The 19,512-nt window shown below is 47.3% G+C and carries 16 protein-coding genes and 1 other annotated feature; all 16 genes read left to right on the forward strand.

Translation table 11 applies throughout. The features are described from left to right. Positions 1-84 precede the first annotated feature (84 nt). The 16 genes from DET59_RS05355 to DET59_RS05430 all read left to right on the forward strand — a co-directional run bounded on the left by DET59_RS05355 (position 85) and on the right by DET59_RS05430 (position 19,460). On the forward strand, positions 85-1,191 hold the full coding sequence (locus DET59_RS05355) for a Leu/Phe/Val dehydrogenase (RefSeq protein WP_181778075.1): 1,107 nt from the start codon (positions 85-87) through the stop codon (positions 1,189-1,191). Between the two features lie 51 nt (positions 1,192-1,242). Further along, positions 1,243-2,307, forward strand: coding sequence for a pyruvate dehydrogenase (acetyl-transferring) E1 component subunit alpha (gene pdhA / locus DET59_RS05360; RefSeq protein WP_113968581.1), 1,065 nt, complete (start codon positions 1,243-1,245; stop codon positions 2,305-2,307). 1 nt (position 2,308) lies between these two features. Then, the gene (locus DET59_RS05365) at positions 2,309-3,304 is read left to right on the forward strand and encodes an alpha-ketoacid dehydrogenase subunit beta (protein WP_113968582.1); all 996 of its coding nucleotides are present in this window, start codon (positions 2,309-2,311) and stop codon (positions 3,302-3,304) included. 15 nt (positions 3,305-3,319) lie between these two features. Further along, positions 3,320-4,501 carry a dihydrolipoamide acetyltransferase family protein gene (locus DET59_RS05370; RefSeq protein WP_113968583.1) on the forward strand — a complete coding sequence of 394 codons (1,182 nt, stop codon included), beginning with the start codon at positions 3,320-3,322 and terminating at the stop codon, positions 4,499-4,501. Next, entirely contained in the window at positions 4,502-5,929 is a 1,428-nt protein-coding gene (gene lpdA, locus DET59_RS05375) for a dihydrolipoyl dehydrogenase (protein WP_113968584.1), read from the forward strand. Between the two features lie 119 nt (positions 5,930-6,048). Next, positions 6,049-7,164, forward strand: coding sequence for a 4-hydroxyphenylpyruvate dioxygenase (hppD, locus tag DET59_RS05380; RefSeq protein ID WP_113968585.1), 1,116 nt, complete (start codon positions 6,049-6,051; stop codon positions 7,162-7,164). Positions 7,165-7,346: 182 nt separating this feature from the next. After that, a complete protein-coding gene (gene hisC, locus DET59_RS05385) occupies positions 7,347-8,456 on the forward strand; it encodes a histidinol-phosphate transaminase (protein ID WP_113968586.1) in 1,110 nt (369 codons plus the stop codon). Next, positions 8,457-9,068: a flavin reductase family protein gene (locus DET59_RS05390; protein ID WP_113968587.1), complete on the forward strand. Its 612-nt coding sequence runs from the start codon at positions 8,457-8,459 to the stop codon at positions 9,066-9,068. It abuts the gene before it with no gap. A gap of 6 nt (positions 9,069-9,074) precedes the next feature. After that, the gene (locus DET59_RS05395) at positions 9,075-10,058 is read left to right on the forward strand and encodes a fumarylacetoacetate hydrolase family protein (RefSeq protein WP_113968588.1); all 984 of its coding nucleotides are present in this window, start codon (positions 9,075-9,077) and stop codon (positions 10,056-10,058) included. Continuing rightward, a complete protein-coding gene (locus tag DET59_RS05400) occupies positions 10,006-11,151 on the forward strand; it encodes a homogentisate 1,2-dioxygenase (protein ID WP_113968589.1) in 1,146 nt (381 codons plus the stop codon). Before DET59_RS05395 ends, DET59_RS05400 begins: the two co-directional genes overlap by 53 nt. A gap of 524 nt (positions 11,152-11,675) precedes the next feature. Further along, positions 11,676-12,575: a branched-chain-amino-acid transaminase gene (ilvE, locus tag DET59_RS05405; protein WP_113968590.1), complete on the forward strand. Its 900-nt coding sequence runs from the start codon at positions 11,676-11,678 to the stop codon at positions 12,573-12,575. A 14-nt stretch (positions 12,576-12,589) separates the two neighbouring features. Further along, positions 12,590-14,257, forward strand: a complete 1,668-nt coding sequence (gene ilvD / locus DET59_RS05410) for a dihydroxy-acid dehydratase (RefSeq protein ID WP_113968591.1) — start codon at positions 12,590-12,592, stop codon at positions 14,255-14,257. Beyond that, positions 14,258-14,517 (forward strand) — a binding site (T-box leader). A 74-nt stretch (positions 14,518-14,591) separates the two neighbouring features. Further along, positions 14,592-16,313, forward strand: coding sequence for an acetolactate synthase large subunit (gene ilvB, locus DET59_RS05415; RefSeq protein ID WP_113968592.1), 1,722 nt, complete (start codon positions 14,592-14,594; stop codon positions 16,311-16,313). Continuing rightward, positions 16,310-16,834 (forward strand): acetolactate synthase small subunit, encoded by a 525-nt coding sequence (gene ilvN / locus DET59_RS05420; protein ID WP_113968593.1) that lies wholly within the window; start codon positions 16,310-16,312, stop codon positions 16,832-16,834. The genes ilvB and ilvN overlap by 4 nt, the downstream gene beginning before the upstream one ends. A 54-nt stretch (positions 16,835-16,888) precedes the next feature. After that, a complete protein-coding gene (gene ilvC / locus DET59_RS05425) occupies positions 16,889-17,920 on the forward strand; it encodes a ketol-acid reductoisomerase (RefSeq protein ID WP_113968594.1) in 1,032 nt (343 codons plus the stop codon). Further along, positions 17,907-19,460, forward strand: coding sequence for a 2-isopropylmalate synthase (locus tag DET59_RS05430; RefSeq protein ID WP_113968595.1), 1,554 nt, complete (start codon positions 17,907-17,909; stop codon positions 19,458-19,460). Before ilvC ends, DET59_RS05430 begins: the two co-directional genes overlap by 14 nt. Positions 19,461-19,512 lie beyond the last annotated feature (52 nt).

Here is a 19,512-nt window from a genome sequence, read left to right on the forward strand (position 1 = left end):
AGTATAAAAGGAGGAAGATGAGTGTCTAACGTATTCACTAAAATGGAAGCGGTTACAAACAGAGAGCTTGCAGGGGGCGGAGAAATGGATATGTTTGAAAAAATACAAAATCATGAACAGGTTGTATTTTGCAATGATGAAGAAACAGGACTGAAAGCCATCATCGCCATACATAATACGACTCTTGGACCTGCACTGGGCGGCTGTCGAATGAGACCCTACACATCAGTAGATGAAGCACTTGAGGATGTTTTGCGTTTATCAAAAGGGATGACCTACAAATGTGCAGCGGCCGATGTGGACTTCGGTGGAGGAAAAGCCGTCATCATCGGAGATCCTGAAAAAGACAAACATCCTGAGCTGTTCCGTGCTTTCGGCCAATTTGTTGAATCCCTGAACGGAAGATTCTATACCGGGACAGACATGGGCACGACTCCTGATGACTTTGTTTATGCCTTAAAAGAAACGAATTGCATTGTTGGCGTCAATGAAGAATACGGTGGAAGCGGAGATTCATCCATCCCGACTGCCATGGGCGTGATCTACGGCTTACAGGCAACCAACCAAAACGTATGGGGCTCAAAGGACCTCCATGGAAAAAGCTATGCCATTCAAGGGTTAGGAAAAGTGGGCTTTAAAGTAGCCGAGCGTCTACTTGAAGAGGGAGCAGACCTCTATGTAACGGATATCAGTCAGAAATCCATCGATCAGTTAGTAGCCAAGGCAAACAGGATGGGAGCAGCCATTAAAGTCGTATCAGGGGATGAGATCTACTCGGTTGATGCAGATGTCTTCATTCCTTGTGCCATCGGTGGAATCATTAATGATCACACGGTAGATCAGCTGAAAGTAAAAGCGGTCGTCGGTTCTGCCAACAACCAATTATTAGACCTTTCCCATGGAATGAAGCTGCACGAAAAAGGAATCTTATATGCACCTGATTACATCGTCAATGCAGGCGGGTTGATCCAGGTAGCGGACGAATTGTACGAACCAAACAAAGAACGCGTCCTTCAAAAGACAAGTGCCATCTATAATAGCCTTCAAAATATTTACCTGCAATCAGAAAACCAGCATATGACCACAGTCGAAGCAGCCAACCGGTTCTGTGAGGATAGAATCCACGCACGAACAAGAAGAAACAGCTTCTTCTCCCATGCGAAACGTCCGAAATGGTCGGTTAGGACATAAAAAAAGCTTAGGTTATCGTACCAACAAAAAAGCACCAAAAGAGGTGATGAAATGATCGAGGAATTTCAATTGGTCCAGGTGATGGATCAACAAGGAGAACTGGTTCAAAGCGAGTATAAAGAGGACATTTCAGAAGACTTGGCCCGCACTTTTTATCGTCATCTAATCAGGATCCGTACCTTTGACCGCAAAGCCGTTAGCCTCCAGCGTCAAGGCCGGATCGGAACTTACGCACCATTTGAGGGACAGGAGGCTTCACAGGTGGGGAGTGCCCTTGCACTACAAGAGAAGGACTGGTTATTCCCTTCCTATCGGGATCATGGGGCAACCATGACATTCGGACACTCCCTGCTTCATATCCTTCTATTCTGGAAGGGGAGAAATGAAGGATGCGTGCCTCCTGAAGGAAAGAATATCTTCACTCCCGGCATTCCGATTGCGACACAGCTTCCCCATGCGGTAGGGGCAGCTTTCGCCGAGAAGAGAAAAGGGACCCGGAATGCAGCCATCGTTTATTTTGGTGATGGGGCAACCTCTGAAGGCGACTTTCATGAAGGATTGAACCTGGCAAGCGTCTGGGAGGCCCCGGTCGTCTTTTTCAATCAAAACAATCATTACGCCATCTCCGTTCCCATGCACAAGCAAATGAAAACAAAGACCATTGCCCAGAAATCACTTGCCTATGACATTCCAAGCGTACGCATCGACGGCAATGATATTTTTGCTGTTTACTTTGAAACGTTGAAGGCGCTGGAGAGAGCACGAAACGGGGACGGACCTACCTTGATCGAGTCCGTGACCTGGAGATACGGTGCCCATACAACCGCAGATGATCCGACGAAGTATCGTGATCAACAGGAAAGTGAGACCCGACGTAAGGAAAATGACCCTGTCGACCGGTTGACGAAATTCATGAAGCATCGAGGCTGGGATGACGAAGAGTGGATGACCTCTGTTCAAAAGGAATGTGCAAAGGAAGTAGATCTTGCAGTCGAGGAACTGGAAGCATATCCGGCAGCCGATCCCAGTGTGATCTTTGATTATGTATTTGCGACACCGACCTGGACGATCCAGGAACAAAAAGAAAAGCTCCTTGAGCGATGGAGAGGTGAGTAGAATGAGCACCTTAACGAAAATGAAGACGCTGACAATGGTTCAAGCCATAACGGATGCTATGAGAGTGATGCTTCAGGAAAGCGAAGATGTTCTGTTGATGGGTGAAGATATCGGGACGAACGGCGGAGTATTCCGGGCGACGGACGGTCTTCAACAGGAATTCGGTGAAGACCGGGTTCTTGATACACCCTTAAGTGAAGCCGGCTTTATTGGAGCGGCCATCGGGATGGGGCTGAACGGATTTCGTCCAGTAGCCGAGGTCCAATTTTTAGGGTTCATCTACCCGGCATACGAACAGATCATGACGCATGCATCCAGAATACGTGCCCGTACCCTGGGACATTTCACCTGTCCATTGGTCATCAGGGCTCCGTATGGGGCTGGTGTAAGGGCGCCTGAGATTCATTCCGATAGCACGGAAGCACTTTTCACTCATATGCCGGGAATCAAGGTTGTTTGCCCCGCAACTCCATATGATGCAAAGGGACTCCTGATTGCAGCCATCGAGGACCCTGATCCCGTTCTGTTCCTGGAGCCCATGAGATGTTACCGTTCTTCCAGGGAAGAAGTGCCTGAAGAGAAGTACACCGTGGAAATCGGGAAAGGCAAGGTAGTCAAAGAGGGCGAGGATGTCACGATCATTGCGTGGGGAGCCATGGTGAAGGTAGCTGAGGACGCTGCGAAGGAAGCGGCTGGTAAAGGCATCGACTGTGAAGTCCTTGATCTTAGAACACTCTACCCTCTGGATAAAGACCTTATTTCGACCTCTGTGCAGAAGACAGGCAGAACCGTGATTGTCCATGAAGCACACGCCACTGGTGGAGTCGGAAATGATGTACTGGCGATCATCAATGACAAATCCTTTTTATATCAAAAAGCACCGACTGAAAGGGTAACAGGATTCGATACACCTGTCCCATATTTCGGATTTGAAGATTTCTATTTGCCTGACAGTAAACGTGTGCTGGCTGCAGTGGAAAATGTAGCCCGCTATTAGACAAGGAGGGAGTCCATGGAAGTTAAGCTTCATGATATTGGGGAAGGCATGACCGAAGCCAATATCAATCACTTTCTTGTAAAAGTGGGGGAGGTCGTGAGAGCGGATCAACCACTGGTAGAGGTACAAACAGATAAAATGACGGCAGAGATCCCGGCACCATTTTCAGGGGTGATCAAGGAGTTTACCGTCAGTGAAGGGGAAACGATCCCAGTGGGATCTACGGTCCTGTTGATGGAAAAGGAACAGAAGCCGTATGGAGGCGAGGGGTCCTTTCCCCAAACAACTCAAGTATTGAAGAAGAGAAGGATCCTTGCTTCCCCGTATACGAGGAAAATAGCAAGGGAGAATGGTATTAACATAGAAGAAGTGGTTGGTTCCGGAGCTGGTGGTAGAATCCTCGATGAAGATATTTTCCTTTATATGAATGGAGAAAGTCAGTCAGTGCCGGTCCCGGTTGAAGAACCTGAAACTATTGCCCCAGCAGCACCGACCGAACCTGACGCTGAAACGATTCCTTTCCGGGGCAGACGCAAACAGATTGCTTCCAAAATGTCACAGTCACTCAGAACCATCCCGCACTGTACCCATTTTGAAGAAGTCGACGTGACGAATCTATTAGCCTGGAAAGATACCATGAAAGCGGGCGGCGGGTCCATTTCCGTTGGAGCTTATTTTATCAAAGTCATTTCTGTCTGTTTAAAAGAGTTTCCCGTCTTCAATGCCCGTCTTAATGAACAGGAGGAGTGTGTCGAACTTCAGTCCCATCACAATATAGGAATCGCTGTCGATACAGAGGAAGGACTGATCGTCCCTGTCATCAAACAGGTTGAACGGAAAACCATCAAGGACATTCACGGCGAAATGAAGGAACTGACCGTAAAAGCACAGGAAGGCAAGTTAACAATGAAGGATATCAAAGGAGGAACCTTCACGGTCAGTAACGTAGGACCGCTGAACGGATCGATCGGAGCGACTCCCATCATTAACGAACCGGAAGTAGCCCTCCTCGCCTTTCATAAAACGAAGAAGCGTCCGATGGTGAACGAAAAAGATGAAATTGTCGTCCGTTCCATGATGAATGTTTCGATGTCCTTTGATCATAGGGTGGTAGACGGCGGAACAGCTGTGAAATTCACGAATCGATTACGGGATCTGATTGAAGAACCTCAATCCATGCTTTTGGAGTTGATGTAAATGGTAGTGGGAGAGATTACGGAAGATAAAGACATTGTCGTCATCGGAGGAGGTCCCGGGGGCTATCACGCAGCCATCAGAGCCGCGAGCCTCGGTAGACAGGTGACGTTGATCGAACGGGAGGATGTAGGCGGGACCTGTTTAAATAAAGGATGCATTCCGTCAAAGGTATTCACCCATTTTGCCCAGGAATTTAAAAAGACGAAACACCTGAAGGAAATGGGGATGGAGTTTGGGGAAGTGGTAGCCAATCTTTCTTCTCTTCAAAACTATAAAAATAAAAAAATCACCCAGCTCCGAGCAGGGGTAGAATCACTGTGCAAAGCGAATAAGGTTGAAATCGTAAAGGGCTCGGCATCCTTCCTGTCAGAATCCCGTATTGGAGTTGAAAACGGTCATGAGTTTTCCCTGTTTAATTTCAAACAGGCAATCGTCGCGACAGGTGGTGAGATTCAATACCCGGATGGAATTGAATTTGACTCGGATCGTGTCCTGAAAGAGAAAGAAATCTTTCAGCTCGAGGAAATCCCTGGGGAGCTGATCATATATGGGAGCGATTATATTTCATTGGAGGTCGCGGCTATTTTCTCCATATTGGGAAGCCGTGTCACCCTTATTTTGAACGGGGAATTTCCATTTGACTCTGCCATATCAAAAGAACTGTTCAGACAGCTGAAAAAGCAGAAGGTCAATGTAATCAAGAATTCTACGCTGCAAGCTGCGAGCCAAGCTGAAGCAAAAGTCACAGTGAGCATGGACAAAGGGAACGGGGAAATCGTTTCAATTGAAGGCTCTCACTTCGTCGCAAGTGGAAAAGTTAAGCCGAACCTATCAGACATCGGACTTGACCGTCTCCGTGTTGAATTAACGGAGGAGGATTATATCCGGACAGATCGGGAGGGACGGACCTCCATTCCGAATATATGGGCGATCGGGGATGTCACGGAAGGTCCGTCCCTCGCAGTCAAAGCGATCAAACAGGGGAAGGCGGCGGCCGAGGCGATGGCTGGGCTACAAGTGGAAGTGGATCTGCAGTTTGTGCCGACGGTGGTGCAGATGAGTCCTCCCATTGCATGTGCAGGATTGACGGAGGAAGAAGCAAGACGGGCAGGTTATTCGGTTACAGTGAGTGAGAACCCTGTCAGAGGAAACGGGTATGCTCAGCTGACGGATGAAAAGGATGGATTCGTGAAAGTCGTGTCAGACAGTGAAACGGATATGATTCTTGGGATTCATATGATGGGGAAGGGGGCAGCCGAGCTGATCACATCAGGTGTGCTCGGCCTTGAGATGGCAGCGAGAGATGAGGACTTTCGTTTTCCACTTTATCCGCACCCAAGTATGAATGAAAGTCTGCTCGAAGCGGTCGAAGGATTAAAGGGAGACGCCGTGCACATGCCTCCTCGAAAAGAGGAGCTTGCCAGGTAAAGTGAGGAACACGCTTTTACACAGAGAAGCGTTTAAGCTTTACTAGCCGCTCTTGAGAAGTTCTATAAAACTATTTAATATAATATTCAGAATATACTAACGTTAATGGAGGGATTAGGATGCAAGAGAATGTAGCAAAAAAGCAGGATAAAGTAGAAGATATCTTCCCGGTAAGAGATGTGGATTTTTTGGAGTATTATACGGGTAATGCAAAGCAGGCTGCTCACTTCTTCTGTACAGCTTTCGGTTTTAAGACCGTTGCCTATTCAGGGCTGGAAACAGGAAATCGTGACACAGTATCCTATGTACTGCAACAAAACAAAGTCCGGTTGGTCATAACAGGAAGCCTGCACGAAGGCAGCCGGGTGGCCCAATTCGTAAAGCATCACGGAGACGGCATTAAAGATATCGCCCTTGTGGTGGATGATGTTGAAAAGGCTTACACTGGAGCGGTATCCCGCGGTGCGATTGAAATCATGCCACCTTCGACCCTCGAAGATGATAATGGAAAATTGAAGAAAGCCATCATTGGTACATACGGGGATACGATCCATACCCTTGTGGAACGTAAAGATTATAAAGGGATCTTCATGCCGGGCTTTGAAAAATATGATTCTACTCTTAAACATGAAGATGCCGGTATCATCGCTGTGGATCACGTAGTTGGAAACGTGGAGCGAATGGAAGAGTGGGTGGAGTACTATGAAAAAGTGATGGGCTTCAAGGAAATGCGCCACTTCACAAATGAAGACATTACAACGGAATACTCGGCCCTTATGTCCAAGGTTATGCATAACGGCGGTCGCATTAAATTCCCGATCAATGAGCCTGCTGAAGGAAAGCGCAAATCACAAATTCAGGAATATCTTGAGTTCTACGGTGGTCCAGGGGTTCAGCATATTGCCATCCTGACCGAGGATATCGTGAAGACAGTTGGGATCTTGAAGGAAAATGGTGTGGAATTCCTAAATACACCGGATTCCTATTACGACATGCTTTCAGAGCGTGTAGGGGAAATCGACGAAGAGATCTCCAAGATCAAAGAGTTGAATATTCTGGTAGACCGTGATGACGAAGGCTACCTGCTTCAAATATTCACAAAGCCAATCGTAGATCGTCCTACTCTATTCATTGAAGTGATTCAACGTAAGGGTGCAAGAGGATTCGGAGAAGGAAACTTCAAAGCATTATTCGAATCCATCGAGCGCGAGCAAGAACGCAGAGGAAACCTATAATAAATAGATAGAGATTAGTATATATAACGGGGGTCAAAGGACCGGTCAGGGGGTTAACTCATGAAGAGATTAGCTGCTTCTACTTATAATATCGTACAGTTTGCAGGTACCATATTTGAACAGAAGATAAGCTAACACGTGAGTCGACCCCCTTCATCCATGAGGAAGGCGAGGATTCATGTATGACATTAAAGTTCAAAACAAGAGAAGCAGTCACACATATCGCTCCATATGTGCTGGGGAAGACGCTTGGCGACTTACAGAAGGAGCATGGTCTCTCCTCAATCAGAAAGCTGTCAGAAAATGAAAATATATATGGCTGCTCCCCGAAAGTGAAGCAGTGGTTTAAAGAAAATGGGAGCGACCTGTTTTTGTATCCGGACGGAGCTGCCGTCGATCTTAGTCAAAAGGTTTCAGCGTTTTTAGGGGTTCCGAAAGAACAGATCGTATTCGGGAATGGCTCGGATGAAGTGATCCGGCTGTTGACGAGAGCTTACTTGAGCGCTGGCGACGAAGCCGTTATGGCCGATATTACATTTCCCAGGTACCAGACCAATGTGTTCCTGGAGGGAGGCACTCCGGTCATTGTCCCTCTCGTAGACGGTACCCATGACTTGCAGGGGATGCTTGACCACATCACTTCAGAAACGAAGCTGGTCTTTGTGTGCAACCCGAATAACCCGACTGGGACCATTGTCGGAAAAAAAGAACTCCTGCACTTTATCGAGAGCGTCCCTTCTCACATCCTGGTAGTGGTGGATGAAGCCTATATGGAGTACGTTACAACCGATGACTATTTAGAAACCCTGCCTCTTCTGTCAGCATTCGAAAACCTGATCGTCCTTAGAACATTTTCGAAAATATATGGCCTGGCCGGACTAAGAGTCGGGTTCGGGGTCATGAATGAGGAGATTGCAGAACAGCTTCGTAAAGTGAAAGATGTATTCAATGTGAATACCGTTGCCCAGAAGTCAGCGATCATTGCCCTGGAAGATCAAGCGTTTATCAGGGAGTGTACCCATAAGAACGAGCAGGGCCGTCTTTATTTGGAAAGTGAATTTGATCGTCTGGGCATATCCTATTTCCCGTCTCAATCGAACTTTATCATGGTGGACACGGGAATGAATGGTGACACGGTCTCATATGAACTTGTGAAAAGGGGGCTCGTCGTCCGTTCAGGAACTCTTCTCGGATATCCGACCACGGTTCGTGTCACGATTGGAACAGAGGACGATAACAAGAGATTCGTGGGAGCACTGGAAGACATTTTGGAAAACGAAGGAGTGAACTAAATGGATATCAAACCCCAGACGCTTGAGTGGCAGTCAGCCTATAAACTGATGATCGGCTCGATTTTGCCCCGGCCGATTGCCTTCGTTTCATCCCTTGATGAAGATGGGATTGCAAACCTGGCCCCTTACAGCTTCTTTACGGCGATTTGTGCAGAGCCTATGCTCGTTTGCTTCTCCCCCATGAGAAGAGGGAAGGATGGCAGCAAAAAGGATACCCTCCGAAATATCGAGAAAACGAAGGAATTCGTCATCAATATCGTTAGTGAAGAGTTTGTGGAGGAAATGAATAACTGTGCCATTGAATTTGAACCTGGCGTTGATGAATTCGAGCAGGTCGGGCTGACGAAGAAGGAGTCCATTACGGTAAAGCCTCCAGGAGTATCTGAAAGTAAGGTGCAGTTGGAATGCGTCCTTCATGAGGTTCTTCATTTCGGCGATCATCCTGGTGCAGGTAGCCTTGTCATCGGGAAGGTAGAATGTGTGAGAATCAATGATGAACTCTATTACGACGGAAAAATAGATTCAAAGGAACTCAAGCCGGTGGGAAGACTTGCCGGTCAGATGTACACCAAACCATTATCCGATTCATTTGAATTGATTCGAAAAAGGTGATCTTACGTGAAGCTGGTTAGTTTTTTAAAAGAAGGAGAAGTAAGGGCAGGATTCGTTCAGGATGACCTTGTCGTGGACATCCATGCTGTCAGCAATGGATCGCTCCCTAAAGACATGTTATCCGTTATCGATCTTGGAGAAGAAGGCATGAAAAGGATGAAGGGGCTCGGTACCTTGTCGGAAAAAGACATGGGAGTACATTCATTACGAGAAGTCACCCTGAAGTCACCGATTCCAAGGCCAGTCAGCATCCGGGATTTCTATGCGTTTGAAGAGCATGTGAAAACGGCCCGTAAACGGAGGGGACTGGATGTTGTGCCGGAATGGTATGACATTCCCGTCTTCTATTTTACGAATCATTTAGCTGTAAAGGGTCCTCTCGATCATATTGAAAAGCCGGCTGACTGTGAGTGGCTTGATTATGAACTGGAAATCGCCTGCGTGATTGGCAAAGAAGGAAAAAACATTACAAAAGAAAACGCGGAAGACTATATTTATGGTTATTTTATCATGAACGACTGGAGTGCAAGGGACATCCAGAAGCATGAGATGAAAGTGGGACTTGGTCCGGCGAAAGGAAAGGACTTTGCCACATCTTTCGGACCTTATTTAGTGACGAAAGATGAACTGGATACCTATAGAAAGGGAGATCGTTTTGACCTGCCTATGACGGGGAAGGTGAATGGGAAACTCCTATCCAAGGGTAACTATCAGGATATCCATTATACATTTGCAGACATGATCGAGCGCGCCTCCAAAGACGTCACCCTGTATCCCGGCGAAGTGATTGGATCCGGTACTGTAGGAACAGGATGCATTTTAGAGCTGGGTACTGAGACACATCCGTGGCTGAAGCCTGGGGACGTAGTGGAATTAGAGATTACGGGATTAGGGGTTCTGCGTAATACAATTGTAAGCAGAAGAGAGGAGGAAAACCATGTACTATCGTCAACTGGGGAAAATACCTCACAAACGTCACACCATGTTTAAAAAAGACGACGGCACCCTCTACAGGGAGCAGGTGATGGGGACGAAGGGATTCTCGGGAACACAGTCGATTCTGTATCATCATCATTTGCCGACGGCGGTGGCGAAAACAGAGTATTTAGGCAGTTATATGCCGGAATTTGAGGAAGAGGGTGCTCTGCGCCATCGACATTTCTTTACAGACAAGGTAGAAAAGAAAGGCTGTGCCTTAAAGAGCCGTGAGTATTTACTTGGTAATTCCGATTTATTGATTGGAACTTCCTATGTCACAGAAGAGATGACAAGCTTTTACCGGAATGGTGATGGAGATGAGATGCTTTATATCCATTTTGGTAAAGGAAAGGTAGAGACGATGTTCGGAACGCTAACCTATGGAAAAGGTGATTATGTGGTGATTCCGATTGGGACCATCTACCGTGTCGTTCCTGAAGAAGAGACGAAGATGCTGATCGTCGAGTCATTCAGCCAGATTACGACTCCTCGTCGCTACCGAAACGAGTACGGGCAGCTGCTGGAACACAGTCCCTTCTGTGAACGGGATCTGCGGGGGCCGGAAAAGCTTGAAACCAAGGATGAAAAGGGCGAGTTTGAGGTGATCACCAAGTCAAGGGGTGCGCTTCATTCCCACGTATTGAATCACCATCCACTTGACGTCGTCGGCTGGGATGGTTATCTGTATCCCTGGGTATTCAACATAGAGGATTTCGAGCCGATCACCGGTCGTGTTCATCAGCCGCCGCCTGTTCATCAAACATTTGAAGGGCATAACTTTGTTGTCTGCTCATTTGTTCCAAGGTTATACGACTACCATCCGGAATCGATTCCGGCTCCTTATAATCACAGCAACGTGAACAGTGATGAGCTGCTGTACTATGTGGAAGGAAACTTCATGAGCAGAAAGGGAATCAAAGAAGGATCGATCACCCTCCACCCGAGTGGGATTCCACACGGTCCTCATCCAGGAACGACGGAAGCCAGTATCGGAAAAAAAGAAACGTTGGAGCTCGCTGTCATGATCGATACCTTCAAGCCGTTGAAAATTGTCAAAAAAGCAAACGATGTCGAAGATGAGAATTATATGTATACATGGGTATAGAAGAATCAATCCAGGGGGCCCTGCTTTCTGGATTGATTCTTTTTTTGGGGAATGGAAAAAGCATGTCGCTTCAAAAGACAGACACATTCTCCGTTGTAAGATGGTGAAAAGGATGCACCAGTCCCGATCCGACTGGGTACAAACTCCCCGAGCCTGCATTCCTGTAGGATTTTGTCGAAAAATTTTTGATTGAGATTTTCGCCACTTCTGAATGACGATTCACCCCTCTAATGAAAAAAATCTTAAATATTTTTTTCCCACCTTAAACTCTATTAGGACAAAGATGTAAGCGTTTACTTGTAATCAGATAAATCTAAATAGTCAAAAAATTTACAAAAACCCTGTTGACCTTCCTGTGAAACGGGAGTAATATTGTCCTCAATATAAAAACCTGAGCCGGCGGTAAGCGGCAGTCATAAACCGATTCTGCCCCCTCTCAACAGGCTTACAGTCAACGTACTTTCGTTGCAAAAATAAATTACTGAATAATCAAATAAATTTCAACCGGGAAAGGAATGATTAACATGAACGAACAGTGGATCTACTTAGACGGACAATTTGTAAAAAAGGAAGACGCAGTTGTATCTGTGTACGACCATGGTTTTCTATATGGAGATGGAGTGTTCGAAGGGATTCGAATGTATGATGGGAATGTGTTCCGTCTGGAAGAGCATGTTGATCGCCTTTATGACTCAGCAAAATCCATCATGTTGCATATTGAAGTCTCTAAAGAAGAGATGAGCGATATTATCGTAGATACATTGAAAAAGAATCAACTTGAGAATGCCTACATACGAGTGGTCATTTCCAGAGGTGTTGGAAACCTGGGATTGGATCCATTTACTTGTAGGAAACCACAAATCATCGTCATTGCAGAACAACTGGCCCTATTCCCGAAAAGCTTATACGAAACGGGCATCGATATCGTTACAGTGGCCAGCCGCCGAAATCGGGCAGATGTTCTTTCACCAAAGGTTAAATCCTTAAATTACTTAAATAACATTCTCGTTAAAATCGAAGCGAACCTCGCTGGTGTAAGCGAAGCATTGATGTTGAACGATCAAGGATATGTAGCAGAGGGATCCGCAGACAATATCTTCATTGTCAAAAAAGGAAAGATCCTGACACCTCCCGGATATGTAGGGGCCCTTGAAGGGATCACCCGTAATGCCATCATTGAGATTGCCGGGAAATTAGGATTCGAGATGAAGGAAGAAGTCTTCACCCGTCATGATGTGTATACAGCGGATGAAGTGTTCTTAACAGGCACAGCCGCCGAAGTCATTGCCGTTGTAAAAGTTGACGGACGTGTAATCGGTGAAGGAAAACCTGGAAAGTATACAACCCAATTATTGCAGGAGTTCAGAAGCACTGTCACGCAGGATGGAAGAAAAGTTTACAAACAGAATGCTCAAGTTGGCTAAGTGGAGGTGATGACGTGAGAAGTGACATGATCAAGAAAGGAATCGACCGGGCTCCCCACCGCAGTTTACTATATGCGACGGGAGTCAAGCTCGAAGACATGGAAAAACCATTTATCGGGGTGTGCAACTCTTACATCGATATCATTCCCGGTCATATGCATTTAAACGGATTTGCCCAAGTGGTGAAAGAAGCAATCCGGGAAGCCGGCGGGATCCCATTCGAATTCAACACAATCGGTGTGGATGATGGGATCGCCATGGGACATATCGGGATGAGGTACTCACTCCCGAGCCGGGAACTGATTGCCGACTCAGCAGAAACCGTCATCAACGCTCACTGGTTCGACGGAGTGTTCTACATTCCGAACTGTGACAAGATCACTCCGGGAATGCTCATGTCAGCGGTCCGAACAAACGTCCCATCGGTTTTCGTATCGGGAGGGCCGATGGAAGCGGGGGTTTCCAGTGAAGGGAAACCATTATCACTCGTATCCGTTTTCGAAGGAGTGGGCGCCCATCAGTCAGGAAGGATGACCGCGGAACAGCTTCTCGACATCGAAGCCAATGCATGTCCGACATGTGGATCATGCTCAGGGATGTTCACGGCGAACTCCATGAATTCCCTGATGGAAATGCTTGGAATGGCTCCTCCGGGAAATGGCACGATTGTTGCCACATCGGAAGAACGGCATCAGTTAATCAAGGATGCAGCCAAATACCTGGTGGAAATGATCAAGAAAGATATTAAACCAAGAGACATCATAACGAAAGACACCATCGATGATGCATTCGCTTTAGACATGGCCATGGGAGGTTCCACGAATACCGTTCTCCACACACTGGCGATTGCGAATGAAGCGGAAATCGATTATGACATCAACCGGATCAATAAAGTTGCTGAACGAGTCCCCTATTTATCTAAAATAAGCCCGGCCTCGGATTACTCCATGCAGGACGTCCATAACGCTGGAGGGGTCAGCGCTATCATTAAAGAGCTATGTGAAATGGAAGCTGTAAACAAAGATCGCATCACCGTTACAGGAAAGTCACTTTATGAAAATGTGAAGGATGCTCATATTCAAAATGACGATGTCATCCGTCGCAAGGAAAATGCCCACAGTCCAGTCGGAGGATTATCCGTACTCTTTGGGAATATCGCTCCAAACGGAGGAGTCATCAAAGTCGGAGCAGTCGACCCATCCATTAAAACCTTCATGGGTGAAGCGATTATATATGAATCTCAGGATGACGCACTTGCAGGCATTGAAAGTGGAGAAGTGAGAGAAGGGCATGTAGTGGTGATCCGGTATGAAGGACCAAAGGGTGGTCCGGGAATGCCGGAGATGCTGGCACCAACGGCAGCCATTGCCGGAAGGGGCCTTGAGAAGAAAGTCGCACTCATGACGGACGGCAGGTTTTCAGGAGCATCCCGGGGCATTTCAATCGGTCATGTCTCACCGGAAGCTGCTGAAGGAGGACCGATCGGCGTGGTGGAAAATGGAGATCCCATCTTCATTGATCTCACCAATCGAACGATTTCCCTCATGGTTTCAGAAACAGAACTTCAGTTCAGGCAAAAGGAGTGGGTACAGCCTCCTCCAAAGATCAGAAAAGGTTACTTAGCAAGATATGCCAAGCTTGTAACATCAGCGAGTACAGGTGGAATTTTGAAAACGGAATAAAGGAAAGCGTTGAAGAGGTAAAAGGATTGGAAATCGTATTTACAGAGAGCTGGTGGTGCTGCAAACCAGTAATACATCCAATACCGACATCCCCTCTGAGTATCGTTCTGAACCTCTGAAAGTAGGAACGATCGAGTAGATGATACTCGTTACAAAAACAAAGGCTGGTGAAATCGATCAGCCTGCCAAGGGAGATGATAACGATCATCTCTGAACTAGGGTGGTACCGTGGAAAGGATGAAGACCTTTTCGCCCCTGCGAAAGATGAACTCTGTCGTAGTGGGTGGAAAGGTCTTTTTTGTTTGAAAAAAGTAAGAAATGGAGGAGATAGGCAATGAGAGCGAAGGTAGAGGCGGAACTTGCTTCACAGACACTAACAGAACATGTCAACGGTGCTGATATGCTCATGAAAGCTTTGAAGGAGGAAAAGGTTGAGATTCTGTTTGGGTACCCTGGAGGAGCGGTCTTGCCGATTTACGATGCTCTATACAAAGCCCCGATCAAGCACGTTCTCGCTCGTCATGAGCAAGGCGCCATCCATGCGGCAGAAGGATATGCCCGTGTATCAGGGAGACCGGGTGTGGTCATTGCCACGTCAGGACCGGGAGCAACGAATTTAGTGACAGGGATTGCCGATGCCATGATGGATTCACTTCCTCTTGTTATCTTTACCGGGCAGGTGGCTTCTGGGGTCATCGGAACTGATGCTTTCCAGGAAGCGGACGTAGTCGGGATTACGATGCCGATCACCAAGCATAATTACCAGGTGCGTGATATTAAAGACTTACCGAGGATTGTGAAGGAGGCCTTTCATATCGCATCAACCGGCAGGCCTGGCCCCGTACTTGTCGACATTCCGAAAGACTTGACCTTGCAGCAAGCTTATCCGGTACGCGATGTGGAAATGGACTTACCGGGGTACCAGCCTAACTTCTACCCCAATCCACTTCAAATCAAGAAGCTGGTGGAAGCCATCAAAGTTTCCCGGCAGCCGGTCATCTTAGCCGGGGCAGGAGTCCTTCACGGAAAGGCAACGGAGGAACTGAAGACTTTCGCAGAACAATATGAACTCCCGGTGATTCACACCCTCTTAGGTTTAGGTGGATTTCCGGCAGATCACCCGTTGTTTCTCGGCATGGCAGGGATGCATGGGTGTTATGCAAGCAATATGGCGCTCCACGAATGTGACTTGCTCATCAATATCGGTGCCCGATTTGACGACAGGTTGACCGGGAATCTCGCTACCTTTGCGCCGAGTGCCAAGGTGGTCCATATCGATATCGACCCGGCTGAAATCGGGAAGAATGTCAAAACGCAGATTCCGATCGTAGCCGATGCCAAACAGGCACTGGAAAAACTCCTTCAACATGAGGAAGAGAAGCCTGATTTCGATGCCTGGCATCAGCATCTTAAGTCATACAAAAGAGAATATCCTTTCTGGTATAACCAGGCTCATGATGTGCTATCTCCTCAACGCCTGATTGAACAGGTGTATGAAATGACGAACGGGGAAGCGGTTGTCACAACAGACGTGGGGCAGCATCAAATGTGGGCGGCACAGTATTACTCTTTTAAGAAGCCGAATAATTGGGTCACTTCCGGAGGCCTTGGCACGATGGGATTCGGATTTCCGGCAGCGATCGGGGCTCAGTTAGCGAACCCGGACAGTACAGTGGTCGCCTTTGTAGGAGATGGAGGATTCCAAATGACCCTTCAGGAGCTGGTTCTCCTGAAAGAATTGAATCTTCCAGTAAAAGTAGTCCTTCTCAATAACGGCACACTGGGGATGGTGAGACAGTGGCAGGAAACCTTCTTTGAAAAGAGATACTCACAATCGGTGTTCAACACCCAGCCGGATTTTGTGAAACTGGCTGAATCATACGGAATCAAAGGGTATCAGGTGAAAACCCAGGAGGAAGTCGATTCTGTGTTAAAAGAAGCACTAACAAGTGATGAACCGGTACTCATTGATTGCTGGGTGAATCCAAAAGAAAATGTCTACCCGATGGTGGCTCCAGGAAAAGGATTACATGAAATGTTAGGAGTGAAACCATGAGGAAACGGATTGTAACGGCTCTCGTTCATAACCGGAGTGGTGTCCTGAACCGGGTGACCGGATTGTTTACAAAGCGTCAGTTCAACATCGAAAGCATTTCAGTGGGCTACACAGAAGTCGAAGGGATTTCGAGAATGACGTTTGTCGTCAATGTTGAAGACGATGGCAAAATTGAACAGCTGTTAAAACAGCTGCATAAACAAATCGATGTCCTTAAGGTCTCCGACATCACGGATCAAGGCGTCGTCGCAAGGGAACTGGCACTCATCAAGGTGTTGAGTACAGGACAGACCCGGTCCGAAATCAATGGGATCGTAGAACCATTCAGAGCCGCCATCATTGATGTGGCAAGGGACAGCGTAACCGTCCAGGTAACGGGTGAAACATCGAAAATAGAAGCGATCATCGACTTGTTAAGACCTTACGGCATCAAAGAGATTGCCCGAACAGGCATCACGGCATTCGCCAGGGGAAATGGCAAGTCGGTCACAGACCTGAAACAGTATTCAATTGTGAATTAGAAGCTCCACATTTACAAAAAACTAATTATTCAAAAAACGGAGAGGATGAGGGAAATGGTAAAGGTATATTATAACGGAGATGTGAATGAAGAGGTTTTAAAAGGAAAGAAGGTAGCGGTTGTCGGTTATGGTTCACAAGGTCACGCACATGCTCAGAACCTGAAGGAAAGCGGATTTGATGTTGTAGTCGGATTACGAAAAGGGAAGTCCTGGGACCAGGCGGAAAAAGACGGTTTCGATGTCTACTCGGTCCGCGAAGCAAGTGAACAGGCAGACGTCATCATGGTTCTCCTGCCGGATGAGCATCAACCGAAAGTGTATGAGGCAGAAATCAAGCCGGCCCTCTCGAAAGGCAAAGCACTGGCATTTGCACACGGATTTAATATCCATTTCCATCAAGTCGTTCCTCCGGAAGATGTAGACGTATTCCTGGTAGCACCAAAAGGACCGGGACACCTGGTAAGAAGAACGTTTGAAGAAGGAGCCGGAGTGCCTGCACTCTTCGGGGTTTATCAAGACGCTTCAGGTCATGCCTCCGAACTGGCCCTTGCGTATGCAAAAGGTGTTGGGGCAGGACGCGCAGGGATCTTGGAAACATCCTTCCAGGAGGAGACGGAAACCGATCTATTCGGTGAACAGGCAGTCCTGTGTGGAGGGGTGACATCCCTTGTGAAAGCAGGATTCGAAACGCTGGTGGAAGCAGGTTATCAAAAAGAGGTCGCCTATTTCGAGTGTTTACATGAATTGAAGCTGATCGTTGACCTGATGTATGAGCAGGGATTAGAAGGAATGCGCTTCTCAATCTCAGACACGGCTCAATGGGGAGACTTCGTTTCAGGTCCACGGGTGGTGAACGAAGAAACGAAAGCCCGCATGAAGGAAGTATTAACGGATATCCAAACAGGAAAATTTGCGAAGGGATGGATCCTGGAGAACCAGGCGAACCGTCCGGAATTCAACGCCATCAATCAACGTGAAAGTCAGCACCCGATCGAAGTCGTTGGGAGAGAGCTTCGTAAAATGATGCCATTTGTACAGAAACCTTCTACTAAAGAAAAGGAAGTGGTTGCGAGTGCGAACCATTGAGATCTTTGACACAACTCTACGGGACGGTGAACAGTCAGCGGGTGTAAATCTTAATACGATTGAAAAGATCGAAGTGGCGAGACAACTGGAAAGGCTCGGGGTGGACGTCATTGAAGCAGGTTTTCCTGCAGCTTCAAAAGGGGACTTCGATGCCGTACAGCGGATCGGTTCCACGATCAAGAACAGCTCTGTTACGGGGCTTGCCCGAGCTCAGCAGCGGGACATCGATGCGGTATGGGAATCGCTTAAAGGAACGGCCGAACCAAGGTTACATGTGTTCCTTGCCACCTCTCCCATTCACATGACCCATAAGCTGAAGATGACACCGGATCAGGTCATCGATACAGCGGTCCAGGCCGTTCAGTATGCGAAGAAATTTTTCCCGGTGGTTCAGTGGTCGGCAGAAGATGCGTGCCGTTCAGATCTCAATTTTTTAGTGAAAATCATGGAGAAGGTGATTGAGGCAGGAGCTTCCGTCATTAACCTTCCTGACACGGTAGGGTATATCACCCCTCATAAATACGGTGAATTGTTTCGGTACGTAAGAGAAAACGTTCCGAATATCGACGGAGTAAAGCTATCGGCTCATTGTCATGATGATTTGGGAATGGCGACAGCCAATTCACTGGCTGCCATTGAAAACGGAGCCGATCAAATCGAAGGAACGATCAATGGGATCGGGGAAAGGGCTGGAAATGCAGCTCTGGAAGAGATCGCAGTGGCTCTTAGAATCCGGGAAGATTTTTACGGAGCCACCACCCGCCTGAAACTCGACGAAATCAAGAAAACAAGCTCTCTTGTCAGTAAGCTGACGGGGATGAGGGTACCGGCTAACAAAGCGGTTGTAGGTGATAATGCTTTCGCTCATGAATCGGGTATTCACCAGGACGGAATGCTGAAGGAAAAAACAACGTACGAAATCATCACCCCTGAACTGATTGGAGTGAATGCCACCCGCCTGGTGCTTGGAAAACACTCAGGACGTCACGCCTTTAAAAATAAAGTGGTTGAATTGGGATTTGAACTTTCAGAGGAGAAGCTCAATGAAGCATTTCATGCATTCAAGGATCTGGCGGATAAGAAAAAGGAAATCGTCGATGAAGATCTCTTCAGCATCCTGACGAATAAGCAAACGGAAATGGCCGAAGCTGTCGGCTTTACATTAGAAAGAATGCAGGTCCAATATGGCATGGACAATATCCCGACGGCCACGATCGAATTGAAGTTTGAGGACGGAAGTGTAACCCGGCTTGCTTCAACGGGATCAGGGAGTGTAGAAGCCATCTACAATACGATCGAAAAAATCCTGCCAAGTCCTTCTAGATTATTAGATTACAAGATCAACTCAGTCGGTGGTGGCCGGGATGCTCTTGCAGAAGTCTATGTAAGACTTGAATATAACGGAGAAAAGACAAGCGGACGGGGAACTGCCCAGGATGTATTAGAAGCATCGGCACGCGCTTACCTTAATGCAGTGAATCGATCCGCTCAACGGAAGTCACAGTCCTTGGAGAAGGAAGCGGTGAAAGCCAGCTTATAACAAGGAGGAGCCTTGTATATCAAGTATACCAAGGCTCTCACATAAAAAAGCC

The organism is Rossellomorea aquimaris, assembly GCF_003315075.1.
In the GTDB taxonomy this organism is placed as follows: Bacteria; Bacillota; Bacilli; order Bacillales; family Bacillaceae_B; genus Rossellomorea; species Rossellomorea aquimaris_C.